The organism is Flagellimonas eckloniae, from assembly GCF_001413955.1.
Lineage (GTDB): Bacteria > Bacteroidota > Bacteroidia > Flavobacteriales > Flavobacteriaceae > Flagellimonas > Flagellimonas eckloniae.
In genome coordinates this window covers 3957513-3974210 of the sequence record NZ_LCTZ01000002.1, presented here as the reverse complement: position 1 = coordinate 3974210, position 16698 = coordinate 3957513, and the positions used below count along the sequence as shown (strand labels likewise).

At 40.0% G+C, this 16698-nt stretch carries 11 protein-coding genes; 10 read left to right on the top strand and 1 reads right to left on the bottom strand.

The window, feature by feature from the left end; all coding sequences use genetic code 11:
* Nucleotides 1-165 precede the first annotated feature (165 nt).
* The 10 genes from AAY42_RS17090 (at nt 166) to AAY42_RS17045 (ending at nt 16387) form a co-directional block, all read left to right on the top strand.
* Entirely contained in the window at nt 166-3357 is a 3192-nt protein-coding gene (locus tag AAY42_RS17090; protein WP_055397406.1) for a glycoside hydrolase family 2 TIM barrel-domain containing protein, read from the top strand.
* Nucleotides 3358-3369: 12 nt separating this feature from the next.
* Nucleotides 3370-4791: a hypothetical protein gene (locus tag AAY42_RS17085; protein ID WP_055397405.1), complete on the top strand. Its 1422-nt coding sequence runs from the start codon at nt 3370-3372 to the stop codon at nt 4789-4791.
* A gap of 23 nt (nt 4792-4814) precedes the next feature.
* On the top strand, nt 4815-5696 hold the full coding sequence (locus AAY42_RS17080) for a glycoside hydrolase family 16 protein (protein WP_082433497.1): 882 nt from the start codon (nt 4815-4817) through the stop codon (nt 5694-5696).
* A 17-nt stretch (nt 5697-5713) separates the two neighbouring features.
* Nucleotides 5714-8404 carry a carbohydrate binding domain-containing protein gene (locus AAY42_RS18630; protein ID WP_055397403.1) on the top strand — a complete coding sequence of 897 codons (2691 nt, stop codon included), beginning with the start codon at nt 5714-5716 and terminating at the stop codon, nt 8402-8404.
* 278 nt (nt 8405-8682) lie between these two features.
* Nucleotides 8683-10422 carry a glycoside hydrolase family 3 protein gene (locus AAY42_RS17070; protein WP_082433495.1) on the top strand — a complete coding sequence of 580 codons (1740 nt, stop codon included), beginning with the start codon at nt 8683-8685 and terminating at the stop codon, nt 10420-10422.
* A gap of 70 nt (nt 10423-10492) precedes the next feature.
* Nucleotides 10493-11785, top strand: a complete 1293-nt coding sequence (locus AAY42_RS17065; protein WP_055397401.1) for a glycosyl hydrolase family 17 protein — start codon at nt 10493-10495, stop codon at nt 11783-11785.
* Nucleotide 11786: 1 nt separating this feature from the next.
* Nucleotides 11787-13292 carry a glycoside hydrolase family 30 protein gene (locus tag AAY42_RS17060; RefSeq protein ID WP_055397399.1) on the top strand — a complete coding sequence of 502 codons (1506 nt, stop codon included), beginning with the start codon at nt 11787-11789 and terminating at the stop codon, nt 13290-13292.
* A gap of 11 nt (nt 13293-13303) precedes the next feature.
* Nucleotides 13304-14734 (top strand): MFS transporter, encoded by a 1431-nt coding sequence (locus AAY42_RS17055; protein WP_055397397.1) that lies wholly within the window; start codon nt 13304-13306, stop codon nt 14732-14734.
* Nucleotides 14735-14780: 46 nt separating this feature from the next.
* Nucleotides 14781-15395: a hypothetical protein gene (locus AAY42_RS17050; protein ID WP_055397395.1), complete on the top strand. Its 615-nt coding sequence runs from the start codon at nt 14781-14783 to the stop codon at nt 15393-15395.
* 104 nt (nt 15396-15499) lie between these two features.
* Nucleotides 15500-16387, top strand: coding sequence for a glycoside hydrolase family 17 protein (locus tag AAY42_RS17045; protein ID WP_055397394.1), 888 nt, complete (start codon nt 15500-15502; stop codon nt 16385-16387).
* Nucleotides 16388-16414: 27 nt separating this feature from the next.
* On the opposite strand, the gene AAY42_RS17040 is transcribed toward AAY42_RS17045, so the two are convergent.
* Complete coding sequence (locus tag AAY42_RS17040; protein WP_055398017.1) at nt 16415-16690, bottom strand: ATP-dependent Clp protease adaptor ClpS; 276 nt, start codon at nt 16688-16690, stop codon at nt 16415-16417.
* Nucleotides 16691-16698: the final 8 nt, after the last annotated feature.

Sequence of the window (16698 nt, the reverse complement as noted above, 5' to 3'; positions counted from 1 at the left end):
TATTTTTTGTTGAGGCGTTTTTTATGGACTTCATATTTTTTTAAGATAAGTTTAACCGTTCGCAAAAAGCAGGAGTTCCCCCAATTCTTCAAAACATTTTGTTTTATCAAATCAATACATAATTACTTCTCTTTAGCTAACATCAAACTAAAACTAAACTCTACTATGAAAAACAATTTACTGAGATTACTACTCTTATTGTTTACAACTGGCATCTATGCTCAAGCCGACAAGGTTACTGTTGTAAATAATGATGATGGAACAAAATTGGTTGTCAACGGAAAGGATTTCATGATCAATGGAATGAACTGGGACTACATTCCAATTGGCACCAACACAGTGAACGCAGCATTCTGGAAAAAATCAGATGACATTATCAAGGCGGGACTGGACACAGAAATGTCACTCTTAAAGAACATGGGCGTTAACGTTATTCGTCAATACACGGGTGTCCCAGCCAAATGGATACGGTATATCTATGAGAATTATGGCATCTACACAATGCTTAACCATTCCTTCGGTCGTTATGGGCTTACATTGAATGGTGTCTGGACTCCTGTAACCATTTATGATGACCCTACTACAGTAGAATTTCTAATGTCTGAAATGGAAGAGTTGGTCGAGGGTTATAAAGACACTCCTGGGCTACTACTATACCTATTGGGCAATGAAAATAACTACGGATTGTTCTGGGCAGGTGCTGAAACCGAAGATTTTCCAGACGATGAAGGAAGAATAAATTTTATAGGTGAAAGTCGAGGAAGACCTATGTATCGATTAATGAACGAGGCCGCCAAAAAAATGAAAGCCATGGATTCTTCGCATCCTGTAGCTATTTGTAATGGTGATGTTTTATTTATTGATATCGTTGCCGAAGAATGTACAGATGTAGACATCTATGGTACCAATACCTATCGTGGGGCTTCTTTCGGGGATATGTTCCAAGTTGTAAAGGACAAGCTTAACAAACCTGTAATGTTCACGGAATTTGGAGCTGATGCTTTCAATGCCATTGAAAATAAAGAAGACCAATTCTCACAAGCTTATTATATGGTAGAAAACTGGAAAGAAATCTATCAAAATGCAGCAGGTCTGGGGAAATCCGATAATTCAATTGGAGGTTTCACTTTCCAATTTAGTGATGGTTGGTGGAAGTTTGGTTTCGATGACAGAGAAAATGCAGATGTACATGATAACAATGCTTCTTGGTCCAATGGTGGATACGCCAGAGACTTAGCCTATCCAGGAGCAAACAATATGAACGAGGAATGGTTTGGGATTTGCGCTAAAGGCGCTACCAACCCAAGAGGGTTATACGATCTCTACCCTCGTGCTGCATATTACGCATTAAAGGATGCCCATCAGCTAAACCCATATGACGAAGATATAGATCTTGACTTTGTAAACAATCATTTTAGTAATATACAATTAATGGATGCAGTGCTCAGGGCGCGTGGTGATAAAGCAGCATTGACAGGTGAACAAAGTAACTTACTTCGCATCAGCAACCTTCAAGCCAAGTTCTCAACATTCAGTACAGGTGGTAGTCTGATCACAACACCAGAAAATGCTGATCCAGACGACCCTAATACATTTCCAAATCAACTGGGGTTTGATCATATGCAATCTTATTTCATAGGTGTGGAAGGTAATCCAGCCCCAAATATGAGAGCAGAGGTTAATTTCAATGTAGTTGGAAATGTAGCCCAAAATCCTATTAATGAAATATTCTACGAAAATAGAGCTAGACCGATCACGGTAAGTTCACCAGAAGGAGATATAGTATTGCCAGACAATAATAGGGTAGCTGTCTATCAAGCTGAGTTTGAGTGGAACGCAAAAGAATTTGACTTAAAAGGTTTCTACAGAACTGGCCATTATCATTGGGGTTATGAAGGTGACTTTTTTGGTTTATATCCTGAAGCGAACTATGGGCCAAACTTAGACATCTATAATGGTGAAATACTAGGAATGGAAATTGACGGTAAAGGCCCTCTAAAGGGACTAAAGGCCGCTATTGGACCACAATTGTGGTGGGGAGCCAACCCTACAATGCTCTTTAAATACCAAAAGCACATTGGAAAGTTCGACGTTACCGGTATTTACCACCGAGATTTTAAAACTGAAATTGTTTTTGACGAAAGTGGACGTCGGGTCTTGGATGCAAATCAAGTACGAAGTGGTGTAATCCCATTTTGGCCGACCGAAAGGGCCACATTAGCTATTGAAAGGGAGTTCGGCAAATTTGGAGTTATGCTCGGAGGAATTTGGGCTGGAAGCCCATTAAACGGCACTTCATTTCAAGATGTCAGGGGTACGCCTGGAAATTATGTCGTTTTTGAAGATAGGATTCAATCAAGTGACAACTGGGGCGGTAAAGCTAAGCTTACCTATGAAGGTGGAAAATTCAATTGGTACGGTCAAGGGGCAATTATGGGAATTGCCGCCAATGGTGGTGCTGACCAGACGATGACTTTTACCGGTTGGAAATTAAGGGATACGGGAAGTGGTAATGTAACCAGTGTATTTTCTGGATTTACCATCGCTGCAGGAAATTTTCAGATTGCTCCTAATTTCATGTGGCAAAAACCATTGGTAGATGCTATGCCACAAGATGTACAGGGCCCTGGCAGGTTAAGAAACAATCTTGATGATCCCTTTTCCGTTCGAAGCAACAGAGAGACCACTGCCGGTGAGATTCTCTTTACTTTCGACCCTACCCCAGGTACTTGGATGTACGAGTGGGATAACGACAGATCGGAGGATGCCAAATTCGCCATGAATCTAGGATTTGTATATCGCCACCTGCCAACCACTATGGATTCACATATTGGTTTCAACGCCGACAGGACCTTCTTTGCTTTCCCAAACTCTGCACCAGCTCAAGACTTATGGGAAGTCCATTCCAGAATGGTGTCCAAAATCAATTCCGACATAGGAATTATTGGGAATTTTTACTATGGCAACGGGCAGGCTAACGGAGATAGTGATCGATTGATAAAACGTTTTGGTGGAGACATCCGAATGCTTTATAAAAAATGGAAAGTACAGTACACGCAAAAAATCAACGATTGGGGACCATTTGATTACCATCGAGATTTTAACTTAACGTACCCAGTACAATTGATGTTAGATATCTCCACTACACTAGGTAAGCCTGACTGGTTTATTTTGCCCAGTACCCAAATAGGTATACGTGGTACATGGAGGTCATTAAATGAGTTTTCACCGCGCTATTTGCCAAACGCGGTACCGCCCAATACTTTTTCACAAGAACCTATAGTAAGTCCGGTTGGATTTGATAATGGGAACGAGTGGGAAATTATGACATATGTACACATCAATATCGGTAAATAAAAAGATTGAAAAATGAAAAATAAAAAATATACCAACGTACATTTTATACTTCTTCTGACTTTGGGCATTGCTCTTTTCAGTAGTTGCGAAAGAGAATTTTCAGATGATGTGGAATTTGCCACATTTTCTACCTCTGGAGACATTTTTACAGATGCCCCTGTAGGACTTACGGATGAATTCTTTGATTCTTTTGATCCAAATGAAGGTGCTAATCCCGAAGGCTTTGGTACTGATGATAACGTTGCTTTTGAAGGGCAATCCTCTATACGAATTGATGTGCCCGCTCCAGATGACCCAGATGGGGGATTTATTGGAGGCATTTTCCTTGATCGGGGTGATGGTAGAAACCTGACTGGTTTTGATGCTTTGACCTTTTATGCAAAGGGTTCTACAACTGCTACAATTGGAGAAGTAGGTTTTGGAACTGATTTTGGGGAAAACAAATTTGCTGTAACTGCCCAGAATATACGCTTATCTACGGATTGGCGAAAAGTTATCATTCCTATTCCAGATCCGTCAAAATTGATACGGGAAAGGGGAATGTTCTTTTTCTCTGCAGGGACACAAACTACCAATGGTTTTGGGTACACTTTTTGGATCGATGAATTACGTTTTGAAAAATTGGGAACGATAGCGCAACCAAGTCCGGCTATTTTAAACGGGGTGGATGTTGTACAACAGGCCTTTACTGGATCCAACCTGCTGGTTACTGGGTTGGCTCAGACCTATAATTTGGAATCTGGGATTAACCAAACAGTAATTGCGGCACCATCTTATTTCGATTTTAATTCTTCGGATAATTCCGTGGCCATCGTGAACGAACTAGGTCAAGTTTCGGTTATTGGTACAGGTACTGCAAATATTACCGCACAGTTGGCAGGAGTTCGTGCTTCGGGCTCCTTGGAAGTTACCTCTACTGGTAGTTTAGCGTTAGCTCCAACCCCAACAAGACCGGCCGCCAACGTGAAATCAATTTTCAGTGAGGCATATACAGCGGATACACCCATCAATTTTGCTCCCAGTTTTGGAGGATCTACTACAGAAACTGTTCTAACAAACAATAATGGTGACAATGTGTTGGCTTACACCAATAATAATTTTACTGGTATCACTTTCGATAATACGGTGGACGCTTCTGAATTAACATTTTTACATATAGATGTTTATGTGCAGAGCGCCGGGGTTGAGATAGGTCTTCAAATTAGGGATATTGGGGCCAACCAAGAATTAGAGACCAATACCACTAATGGTTTTCCACAAGGAGACGATGTGGATTTTAGGTTTGACTTAACAGGATTGACCGTCGGTCAATGGACATCGTTCGACATACCCTTGGGGGGTGACCTTGCCACCCAGAAAAACAACTTGGGTGCGCTTATACTTACTGAGGGGCCCGATTTCATATTTGACAATATTTACTTTTTTACGGAATAATACGGACAGTTAATAGAAAAAAAATGATAACGAAAATAAATTTTAATCACGTTGGAACACTGCAGGCAAAAGTTCTAACATATATATGCTTTGCAGCAATCGCCGCCTTTTATAGTTGCGAAACCGACGATGAACAAACTGTGGCAAAATCGACAAACCTAGTCCTTTCTGAGGAATTTAATACGGATGGAGCACCAAACCCAGCGGTTTGGGGATTCGATATCGGAACCGGAGAAAATGGATGGGGAAATAATGAACTGCAGTACTACACAGACCGTACTGAAAATGTAACGATACAAAATGGGGTATTGTTAATAACGGCCCAAGAAGAATCTTTTCAAGGTTCTCAGTATACATCCGCCAGGCTACTGACCAAAGATTTGTTCGAACAACAGTATGGGCGCTTTGAAGCTCGTATTCGTTTACCATTTGGACAAGGTATTTGGCCGGCATTTTGGATGCTGGGAGCTGATATTGATGAAAATCCATGGCCTGGAGCAGGAGAGATAGATATCATGGAGTACCGCGGACAGGAACCTACCGTTCTCATAGGAAGTGTTCATGGCCCCGGCTACAGTGGTGGTGATGCCATTTCCAAGGAATATATATTGGAGAATGACCGCTTTGATACAGGTTTTCACATTTTCGGAATTGAGTGGGGTCCAGATTTTGTCAATTATTATGTTGATGATGTCCTTTACAATCAAATTACCCCGGAAGATGTCGATGAAGAAACGGATGGCGAAGGGGTATGGGTTTTTAACAAACCCTTCTATATTCTTATGAACCTAGCGGTTGGCGGCACTTTTGTGGGTTCCCCTAATGCCGAGACACAATTTCCACAAACGATGCTGATTGACTACGTTCGAGTCTATGAATTTGACGAAAGATTATTTAATAACTAAACTAACTCAACAATACAATGAAACTATTACTCAAAAACATTAAGATAATCCCAATACTATTCTTGGCAATATCTTTTCTAGGATGCGAAGACGATGATGAAGGAACTTTACTTCCAGAAGTTATCGCAAAATTTACACAAACAGTTATTCCAAATTCAGGTACGGTGTCGTTTATCAACATATCTGAAAATGCCAATTCTTATGAATGGGACTTTGGAGATGGTACAACATCTACCGAAATAAACCCAACAAAAACGTATACTTCTGGTACGTATACAGTTACACTATCCGCATCAAACGTTGCTGGTGCTTCAAGTGCATTTGAGGACGAACTCACCATTACTATACCTGACCCTATCATGGTACCCATTACGTTTGATGACGCTAATGTGGATTATAGCGACATAGGTACATTTACAGGTGCTGCATTTGAAATTGTTGCCAACCCAGCGCCAGGGGGATCAAATGACCAAGCATCACAGGTAGGTGCAGTGACAAATATTGGGGCAGCATTCGAAGGTATTTTCTTTAATCTAGGAACTGCTATTGATCTTACTGCAAATAAGACTATCCAAATGAACTTCTGGTCAGAAGCTGCTATTGATGTTTTAGTAAAATTAGAAGAAGGTACCGGAGCGGATACTGAAATAGCTGTTAGTCATGGTGGTACTGGTTGGGAAATACTCTCTTTTGATTTTACTTCTTCAGATAGTTTCTCTAGAATAACCCTATTTGTAGATGGTCCAGGTACAACAGCTGGTACTTTTTACTTGGATGACATTGTTCAAATTGAAACACCTCCTGTGGTATGCACGGATACCATGTTGGAATTACCAATAGACTTTGACTGTGAAGGCATAACATACGATTTTGTTACTTTCAACGGAGCTTCCTATAGTGTAGTGGACAACCCTCAGCTATCTGGGGTAAATTCCGAAGCTTCAAAAGTTGGAGAGATTGTAAATGCTGGTGGAGCATTTGAAGGCGGAGCATTTACTTTGGACACACCGGTGGACTTCTCTACCGACAAATCCATAACCATGAAGGTTTATTCCACAGTGGCACTGCCCGTACTGCTGAAGTTTGAAGGTGCTGGTGCGCCCATTGAAACCCCCGTAAACCATGGTGGTACAGGATGGGAGCAACTTACATTTGATTTCACATCATCTGACCAGTTCACTACATTGGTACTGTTCATAGATGGGCCAGGAACAACAACTGGAACATTCTATATCGATGACATAGAACAGGTCGCAACTTCCGGTGGAATGGTATGTACTGACACCATGCTGGAACTTCCTATGGACTTTGATTGTGAAGGCATAACATACGATTTTGTTACTTTCAACGGTGCATCATATAGCGTAGTGGACAACCCTCAGCTATCAGGGGTAAATTCCGAGGCCTCCAAGGTTGGGGAAATCGTAAACGTTGGTGGTGCCTTCGAAGGTGGTGCATTTACTTTGGACACACCGGTAGACTTCGCTACCGACAAATCCATAACCATGAAGGTCTATTCAACAGTAGCACTGCCTGTTTTACTGAAATTTGAAGGAGCCGGAGCACCCATTGAAACACCCGTAAACCATAGTGGTACCGGATGGGAGCAACTTACCTTTGACTTCACATCATCTGACCAGTTCACCACATTGGTATTGTTCATAGATGGTCCAGGCACAACAGCTGGAACATTCTATATCGATGACATAGAACAGGTGCCAACTGGAGGTGGAACGGTATGTACCGATACCATGCTGGAATTACCCATCGACTTTGATTGCGAAAGCCTTACTTATGATTTTGTCACTTTCAACGGAGCTTCCTATAGCGTAATTGACAATCCTCAACTATCAGGAGTTAATTCCGTGGCCTCCAAGGTTGGGGAAATTGTAAACGCTGGTGGTGCATTCGAAGGCGGTGCATTTACTTTGGACACACCGGTGGACTTCTCTACCGACAAATCCATAACCATGAAGGTCTATTCAACCGTGGCACTGCCCGTACTGCTTAAGTTTGAAGGAGCTGTCGCACCCATTGAAACACCTGTAAACCATGGGGGTACCGGATGGGAGCAACTTACCTTTGATTTCACATCATCTGACCAGTTTACCACATTGGTACTGTTCATTGATGGGCCAGGCACAACAGCTGGGACATTCTATATCGATGACATAGAACAGGTCGCAACTTCCGGTGGCGGAGGCGGAGGTGGAGCTAGTGGAGAACTAGCTACCAATGGTGATTTTGAAACAGGAGACGATACAGGATGGTTCATCTTCCAAAACGGTGGAACCGCTGCATTGGATAACACAACCAGTAATGGAGGTACTTGGTCAGGAAAGCTAACAGTTGGAGATAGCGGTGGCAACCCTGCTTTCAAACAAGAAAGAATTGGAGCTGGTACAGTTGCTGCTGGAGATGTTGTACAAATTCAGTTTGACCATATCGGAACCGTGGTACAACCTGGAGCAGCTGTTAATGTAATTTTATTTGGAGAAGGTGCCAGTGGTGCTTCGTTTACCCAAGTATTAAATCCAGGGCCGGCTTTGGGTACTTCATGGACAACATATACAGGATCTTTCGAAATTCCTGGAGGAACTGACGTTTCAGAAGGAATTTCATTCTTGATAGAAACAGTTTGTGGAGCTGTTAGCGGTTGTAGCGTAACAATGAATATTGATAATGTTTCCGTTACCCTTAATCCATAAACATTAAATAACTGGCCCACAACTGGGAAATCTATGTTGTGGGCTAATTATCAGAATGATATACTATTAAAAAATACCAACTATGAATAGAGAAAAAGGTTAGCATAAAGCAAATGTTTGCTAACCTTTTTAATATGCTGGCCAAAAAACTGGTCTAGTTACAGAAAAATTATCAAAGTCAGAGAAGCGGATTTATGATAAAATTAAAATCTTTAAAACTTTTCATCAGGCTAGTCATAATTGGCACTTGCTTCATTTCATCTTGTAAAAAACAAAAGATGGGTAAAGAAAATAACGCTGATATCAGTATAGAACAAAAGGTAGATTCCTTACTGGCATTAATGACCTTGGAGGAAAAAATAGGTCAAATGACTCAAGTAAGGCATTTTGATGACCTTTCCAATGATAATGACATTGCTACTAAGTTTATTGGTTCAGTTATACATACCCAAGGTCCTTTACCTGGCAATAATGCTTTAGAATGGCAAGCAAGATTTACCAGCCTGCAAGAAAAAGCACTTTCTACCAGATTGGGAATTCCATTATTATTTGGTGTTGATGCAATACATGGTCAAAACACATATGAAGGGGCTACCATATTCCCACACAACATTGGTTTAGGGGCTACCAGAAATGCAGCGCTTGTAGAGCAAGCAGCCAAAATAACGGCAATAGAAGCTCAAGCAACTGGGTTTACATGGGTTTTTTCTCCCTGTATCGCTATTCCGTACAACGAAAAATGGGGTAGGGTTTATGAAGCATTTTCAGAAAGCACAAAGCTTACCGAGGCATTGACAAGAGCTTCTGTAAAAGGACTTCAAGGCAATTTGCTGGATAACCATACGGTCATGGCCACAGCAAAGCATTTTATAGGAGATGGATCAACTGATTTTGGACATGAAGGTGGCGAAACCTCTTTAGGTCCACAACAAGTGCAAGAAAGATTGTTGCCTCCATACACGGTAGCAGTCAATGAAGGAGTTGGCGCAGTAATGGCTTCATTCAATTCCATGTCTGGCAGACCCATGCATGCCCACAAAGAACTAATTACCAAATTACTCAAAGGCACCATGAAATTTGATGGCATTATGGTTTCTGATTGGAAGGGGTATTCAAGATTTGGTGAGAATGATGTTATCAATGCCGGTGTAGATGTGATAATGGCTGTAGAGGGTGATTTAGAGATGTATTTGGAAGGTTTAAAAAGTGGCGTTGAAAGTGGCTATGTATCGCAAGATAGAATTGATGATGCCGTACGCCGTGTATTACGACAAAAATTTAAATTGGGCCTTTTCGAAAATCCATTCCCAGATTCCACTTTAGTTGAAAAAATAGGAATTCAAGAACATCGGGATGTTGCAAGACAAGCCGTTAGGGAGTCGCTAGTCTTATTAAAAAATAATAGAAACATACTCCCGTTAAACAAAGATTTAGCTAAAATAGTTGTAGTTGGAGAACATGCGAACAATTCGGGTTTACAATCGGGAGGCTGGACCATCAATTGGCAAGGCTCTACAGAAAACTATGAAGGTGCCACGACCATTCTACAGGGAATTGAAAATATAGCAAAGGGTGATATTATTTATGATGAAGACGGTACAGGAAATCATGATGATGCAGATATTGCCATCATTGTGGTTGGTGAAACACCTTATGCAGAATCCTTTGGAGATATTGGGGGTGAGATAGATGCTTACGAAATAACATTGACCGAGGCTCATCAAAATTACATCAACAACTATGTAAGCAAAGGTATAAAGACTGTTGTAGTGCTTATTTCTGGCCGCCCATTGGTAACCACCAAACAGATTGAACAATCCGATGCTTTTGTGGCTGCTTGGTTACCCGGTTCTGAGGGAGATGGCATTGCAGAAGTGCTATTTGGCGACTATAGTTTTAAGGGAAAGCTACCGCACTCTTGGCCAAAATCAGAAGAAGATTACAAAGGAAAGTATGGTCCAAATTTTTGGAATGATTCTATTACCCCTCTGTTCTCCTACGGATTTGGTTTACGATAATAAATTAAAATAGTATCGATGACGAACATATGCACATCTGAAACAATAAAGCGAAACAAATAGCAATGCTATGAAATCAATTGTAAAAATAATCTTGGCCACGATAGTTTTGTTAACTGCCTATTCGTGTAAAGAGAAAACAAGCAAAACAGAAGAAAATCAACCCCAAATAACAAAAGAAGTGACAGCTAAAGATATTTTAGGAAACCCTGACTACTTGGCCATATCATACGGAGGTTATAGAAAAGCTACCCGCGATGTTCAACCTACAATAGATGAGCTTAAAGAAGACATGAGGATACTATCTGCGATGGGCATCAAAGTCCTGCGAACATATAATGTTCAATTGCAGCATGCTCCCAACTTATTAAAGGCAATACATGAGTTAAAAAATGAGGATTCCAGTTTTCAAATGTATGTGATGCTTGGTGCATGGATCGATTGCAAAAATGCATGGACCGGTCAAGAACCTAATCATGATGTGGAAAGTGAGCAAAATGAAGGTGAAATAGCCAGAGCCGCTGCATTGGCAAATCAATATCCAGATATTGTAAAAATTATAGCTGTTGGCAATGAGGCCATGATAAAATGGGCCACCAGTTATTATGTGCAACCTTCAGTAATTTTAAAATGGGTAAACCATCTTCAAGAATTGAAAAAAAGTGGAAAGCTACCCAAAGATTTATGGATTACCAGTTCTGACGATTTTGCCTCTTGGGGAGGTGGCGAAGAAAGCTATCATACCGAAGACCTAGAAAAGTTGATTAAGGCCGTAGATTATATTTCCATGCATACCTACGCCTATCACAATTCTCACTATAATCCAGAGTTCTGGGGTGTTCCGGAGGAGGAAGAACAACTTTCAGATATTGAAAAAATAGATGCCGCTATGGTAAGGACAAAAGAATTTGCCATGGCTCAGTATAAAGCAGTATCTAATTATGTAAAAAGTGTCGGTACCGACAAGCCAATTCATATTGGAGAAACTGGTTGGGCCACCGTTTCCAATGGTCATTATGGCCCAACTGGTTCAAAAGCTACTGATGAATACAAAGAAGCAGCTTATCACAAGCTAATACGGGAATGGACCAATACAAACGGAATTTCGTGCTTCTATTTTGAGGCTTTTAATGAGCGATGGAAGGATGCCCAAAACGAACATGGTTCTGAAAACCATTTTGGTTTGATTACGATAGATGGACAAGCAAAATATGCTTTATGGGACCTAGTGGACAAAGGAACTTTTAATGGTTTGACCAGAAATGGAAATCCTATCACCAAAACATACAAAGGGAATAAAAACGAATTAATGAAAGATGTTCTGGTTCCTCCTACAAAGAAAGAACAAGCGATTACTCATTAAGATGAAAAAGTTTAACAAATTAAATATCACATTAACATTGACCGTAATACTAAGTGCTTGCACCGTGGATAATAAATTGGAAGTTGAGGTTATTGAAACTTCCGCAAATGGAAACAAATTAAGTCCCATAACCGAGTTTACAAAAGAAGGAGTTGCTTCAAAGATTACATTATTACCAGAGCAAAAATTCCAAACCATTACTGGATTTGGCGGTTCATTTACAGAAGCATCGGCATATCTCCTTAATCAATTGAGTACAGAAAATCGAAAAAAAATCATCGATGCATATTTTGGTAATGATGGTGCCCGATATTCCTTAACTCGAACACATATAAATTCTTGTGATTTTTCATTGAGTAATTACTCGTATGCGCCTGTTGAAAGGGATATGGAGTTGAAACATTTCTCTATTGAAGAAGATAAGGATGATATTATCCCATTCATCAAAGAAGCAATGGCCACTTCAAAAGATGGTTTTAAAATTTTAGCTTCCCCTTGGACGGCACCACCGTGGATGAAAGACAATAAAGATTGGCGCGGAGGTAAATTATTACCCGAATATTATGACACTTGGGCTCTCTTCTTTTCAAAATATATTGATGCATACAAATCCGAAGGGATTGATATTTGGGGCTTAACAGTAGAAAATGAACCTCTAGGGAATGACAACAATTGGGAGAGCATGCATTATAGCCCTCAAGAAATGACCCAATTTGTGCAAAACCATTTGGGTCCAAAACTAGAAGTTGATGGTAAAAACAATATTAAAATCTTGGGATATGACCAAAACCGAGAGCACCTAGAACATTGGGTAGATGAAATGTTCAAGGATGAAGCCACTTCTAAATACTATGATGGCACCGCGATTCACTGGTATGCAAGTACATATGAGATATTTCCCGATGCGTTACAATACGCCCATAAAAAGGCCCCAAATAAACACTTGATACAATCCGAAGCTTGTGTGGATGCACAAGTGCCTAAATGGAAAGACGATCTATGGTATTGGTCCAAAGAAGCGACAGATTGGGGCTGGGATTGGGCACCAGAACAGGATAAACATCTCCACCCTAAATATGCTCCCGTGTATCGATACGCTAGGGATATTATTGGTTGTCTTAACAATTGGGTAGATGGATGGATAGACTGGAACATGGTTTTGGACACGCAAGGAGGGCCAAACTGGTTTAAAAATTGGTGCGTAGCACCCGTAATTGTAGATCCAGAAAAAGATCAAGTATACTTTACTCCCATATATCACACATTGACCCATTTCAGCAAATACATACGACCTGGCGCTGTGCGCATAGGGTTTGAAAATTCAGACGACTCGCTTATGACTACAGCGGCAAAAAACCCTGATGGTTCAATTGCGGTAGTGATTCTAAATCAAAGTATGGAATCAAAGAATTTTGAACTCATATTGGGCGAAAGTTCCCAAAAAATTACAATTAGTCCGCAGGCCATCCAAACCGTTGTACTAAAAAATCCAACTAATACTAACTAAAAACAATCACTATGTCAATTGTAAAAACCGCGAAAAAAGATAGAGTCCCGTTTGGACAAAAAGCCGCCTTTGGCGCAGGCCATTTGGTTTTGAACCTATATCCAGGAGCCTTAGGTTTTTTCATGTTTTTCTTGTTAACTGCTTTTGGCATGGATCCATTTTTGGCTGGACTTTTAGGTGGATTACCTCGATTTTTCGATGCGATTACCGATCCAATTATGGGATTTATTTCGGACAACACAAGTTCAAAATGGGGAAGAAGGAGGCCATACATTATGGTTGGAGGCATTTTAAGTGCCATAACATTTGTTTTGCTTTGGCAACTAGATGAAAACAATTCTTCAGACTATAATTTTTGGTACTTTCTGATTATGTCCATGGTTTTTCTAATTGGAAATACCATGTTCGCAACACCTCTGGTTGGTTTGGGCTATGAAATGACTTCTGATTATAACGAACGGACGCGTTTAATGGCATTTTCTCAAACAGTAGGTCTTTTGGCTTGGGTAATTGTTCCTTGGTTTTGGGTAATTATTGCTGACCCAGATATTTTTAGCAATCAAGCCGAAGGTGTAAGGACCATGGCAATCTATGTTGGAGTAGCTTGTTTATTGCTTGGACTTTTGCCTGCTATTTTTTGTAGAGGTATCGATGCTTCCCATATGGGAAATAGGAAAAAACTAACCTTTAGAACTATATTTAGTAATTTAAAAGACTTGTTCATCAGCATAAAAGAGGCTGTAAAGAATAAACCTTTTATGAAATTGTGTGGGGCTACCTTTTTAGTATTTAATGGTTACCAAATAGTGGCATCTTTTAGTTTTTTTATTTTCGTTTTTTACATTTTTAACGGAAGTTATGAAGCCACTTCAACATGGCCAGCTTGGTTCAGTTCTATTGGAGCATTGGTTTCAGCATTTTTGGTGATTCCAATTGTGTCAAAAATGGCTGAAAAATGGGGTAAAAAGAACGCTTTTATTATTTCGACGGCCCTTTCCATTGTTGGATATGCTATGAAATGGTGGGCTTTTACTCCCGATAATATTTGGATTTCATTTGTTCCGATACCCTTAATGTCATTTGGTTTAGGAAGTTTATTCACCTTGATGATGAGTATGACAGCCGATGTTTGTGATTTGGACGAACTTGTTAATGGGATGCCTAGGAAAGAAGGTACTTTTGGAGCGTTATATTGGTGGGTTGTAAAACTTGGACAAGGATTAGCTTTAGTTTTAGGGGGATTGGTATTAAAGTTAATAGGATTTGATGGTAATGCAGCCACTCAGACAGTAGAAACTTTGACAAAATTAAGAATCGCCGATATAATTATTCCCGTAGTAACAGCAGCTTTGGCTATTTGGATTATGTGGAAATACGGTCTATCCGAAGATAGGGCAAAAGATATTAAAGCCCAATTGGAAGAAAGAAGAGGCGTGTTATAACAATGTTGAGTTTTTAAGTGAATTTATACAACTAAAAAATAACAAAATGTCAACCAAAATAGTAGTACTAATAATAGGAGTTTTATTTGTCTTAATTGCGTTACTCGCAAGTAAAAAAAGTAATTCCAAACTGGGGATACCTTTAGGTATACTTGGTATCTTAATGATGATATACGGCAGTTATTCTTCTGAATTTGTCAATTATAATAGCCAGATAGAACAAGTTTCCACGGGAAAAAAATTAAAAATTAGCGGACCAGTGAATGCTGTGAAAGTTGTTTCTCCAATAGATAAAGATTCCGTGGATTGCCGTATTTTAACAATGGGTGTGTATCCTGAATCCCATAAAAAAGATATTTGGGCAATAATCAGACCCACTGATGATAGATATTATCCACAATCTGACCATACCAATACCTCCTACAAAAGAGATGGGGAATGGCAGGTTGTAACCCGTTTTGGTGGAGATAAGGGTGAGGCCTATGATTTGATTATTTATGAAGTAGATTCCACCGCCTCATCATTTTTTAGTTCAACCATAGAAAAATGGAAAGAAGTCGATGACTACCCTGGTTTAAAGCTAGAAGAAATGCCTACTGGAGCCAAAGAAGTAGAGCGTCTTAAGATTTATACAAGGAAAAACTGTAGAGGCGTTTTTTAGTACACATCACACAATGAATGAAGAAATTAATACCAAACTGGTCCAAGAAGAGGATAGCATAGGTAAATGTAAACAAACCAAATAATACAATTTAAAGGAACATTATGTCGTCATCAAGAAAAGAAAAGTTTTTGGCATTGGCCGCTCTAGAATACTCTGGTAAAACTACCAAAGAACTTGAAAGTCTATGTAAGCGTGTATTGGAAGATGGAATGCATGGACTATGTTTCAGCCCTTATGAAGAAGGCCAAAAACCTGGTGATCAGATTACCGAAGACCAAATACGCAGGCGAATGGAAATCATAAAGCCCTACACTAAATGGATTCGTTCTTTTTCATGTACGGAGGGAAATGAGGCTATTCCGCGTATTGCAAAAGAATATGGCATAAAAACTATGGCTGGAGCATGGTTGGGAGACGACCCAAAAGTCAATAAGAAAGAAGTTGAAAACCTTATTACTTTGGCCAAAGAAGGCTATGTTGATATTGCCGCTGTTGGTAATGAGGTAATGCTACGTGGAGATTTAACCGAGGATGAACTATTGGATTTTATGCATCAGGTAAAGCAGGCTGTACCTGATGTTCCCGTAGGCTATGTTGATGCATATTACGAATTCACGGAGCGAGAAAGAATAACCGAAGCTTGCGATATAATTCTTGCCAATTGCTATCCTTTTTGGGAAGGTTGCGATATGGATTATTCTTTACTTTATATGAAAGATATGTACCAAAGAGTGCTAAAAGTGGCCAATGGCAAAAAGATAATCGTTTCCGAAACTGGATGGCCTAGTCAAGGTACGAGTCTTGAAGGTGCATTTCCATCCCATGAAAATGCGTTAAAATATTTTATGAACACGCAAAAATGGTCCGAAGAAGATAATATTGAAGTATTTTACTTCTCGTCCTTTGATGAATCATGGAAAGTAGGAGCTGAGGGTGATGTAGGGGCCTACTGGGGACTTTGGGACAAAGATGAAGTATTAAAGTTTTAAGCAAAAACTTTTTCCCAAACAATTAGGTTAGACAATCTCGGCACTTAACCCAGCTTGTAACAATTTTGAGCATCTAGGCTTTAAATCCGTATACTCGCCTGTTTTAACCGTACACTTCCCATTGTGGTGCACAATTAAAGAGCATTGTTCTGCTTGTTCAGGGGTATGGTCACAGACGCTTATCAACGTTTCAATAACATGGTCAAATGTATTTACCTCGTCATTAAAAAGTATAATCTCATTCTGCTTTACGGTCTCTTCTTCTAAAAGAAGTTCTTCTGATACTTTTTCCTTGATTCCCATAATGGTGG

Bases quoted from the DNA above. Each gene is read 5' to 3' on its own strand.
- AAY42_RS17090 (WP_055397406.1), top strand. From the start codon at position 166: ATGAAAAACAATTTACTGAGATTACTACTCTTATTGTTTACAACTGGC.
- AAY42_RS17085 (WP_055397405.1), top strand. From the start codon at position 3,370: ATGAAAAATAAAAAATATACCAACGTACATTTTATACTTCTTCTGACT.
- AAY42_RS17080 (WP_082433497.1), top strand. From the start codon at position 4,815: ATGATAACGAAAATAAATTTTAATCACGTTGGAACACTGCAGGCAAAA.
- AAY42_RS18630 (WP_055397403.1), top strand. From the start codon at position 5,714: ATGAAACTATTACTCAAAAACATTAAGATAATCCCAATACTATTCTTG.
- AAY42_RS17070 (WP_082433495.1), top strand. From the start codon at position 8,683: ATGGGTAAAGAAAATAACGCTGATATCAGTATAGAACAAAAGGTAGAT.
- AAY42_RS17065 (WP_055397401.1), top strand. From the start codon at position 10,493: ATGAAATCAATTGTAAAAATAATCTTGGCCACGATAGTTTTGTTAACT.
- AAY42_RS17060 (WP_055397399.1), top strand. From the start codon at position 11,787: ATGAAAAAGTTTAACAAATTAAATATCACATTAACATTGACCGTAATA.
- AAY42_RS17055 (WP_055397397.1), top strand. From the start codon at position 13,304: ATGTCAATTGTAAAAACCGCGAAAAAAGATAGAGTCCCGTTTGGACAA.
- AAY42_RS17050 (WP_055397395.1), top strand. From the start codon at position 14,781: ATGTCAACCAAAATAGTAGTACTAATAATAGGAGTTTTATTTGTCTTA.
- AAY42_RS17045 (WP_055397394.1), top strand. From the start codon at position 15,500: ATGTCGTCATCAAGAAAAGAAAAGTTTTTGGCATTGGCCGCTCTAGAA.
- AAY42_RS17040 (WP_055398017.1), bottom strand. From the start codon at position 16,690: ATGGGAATCAAGGAAAAAGTATCAGAAGAACTTCTTTTAGAAGAAGAG.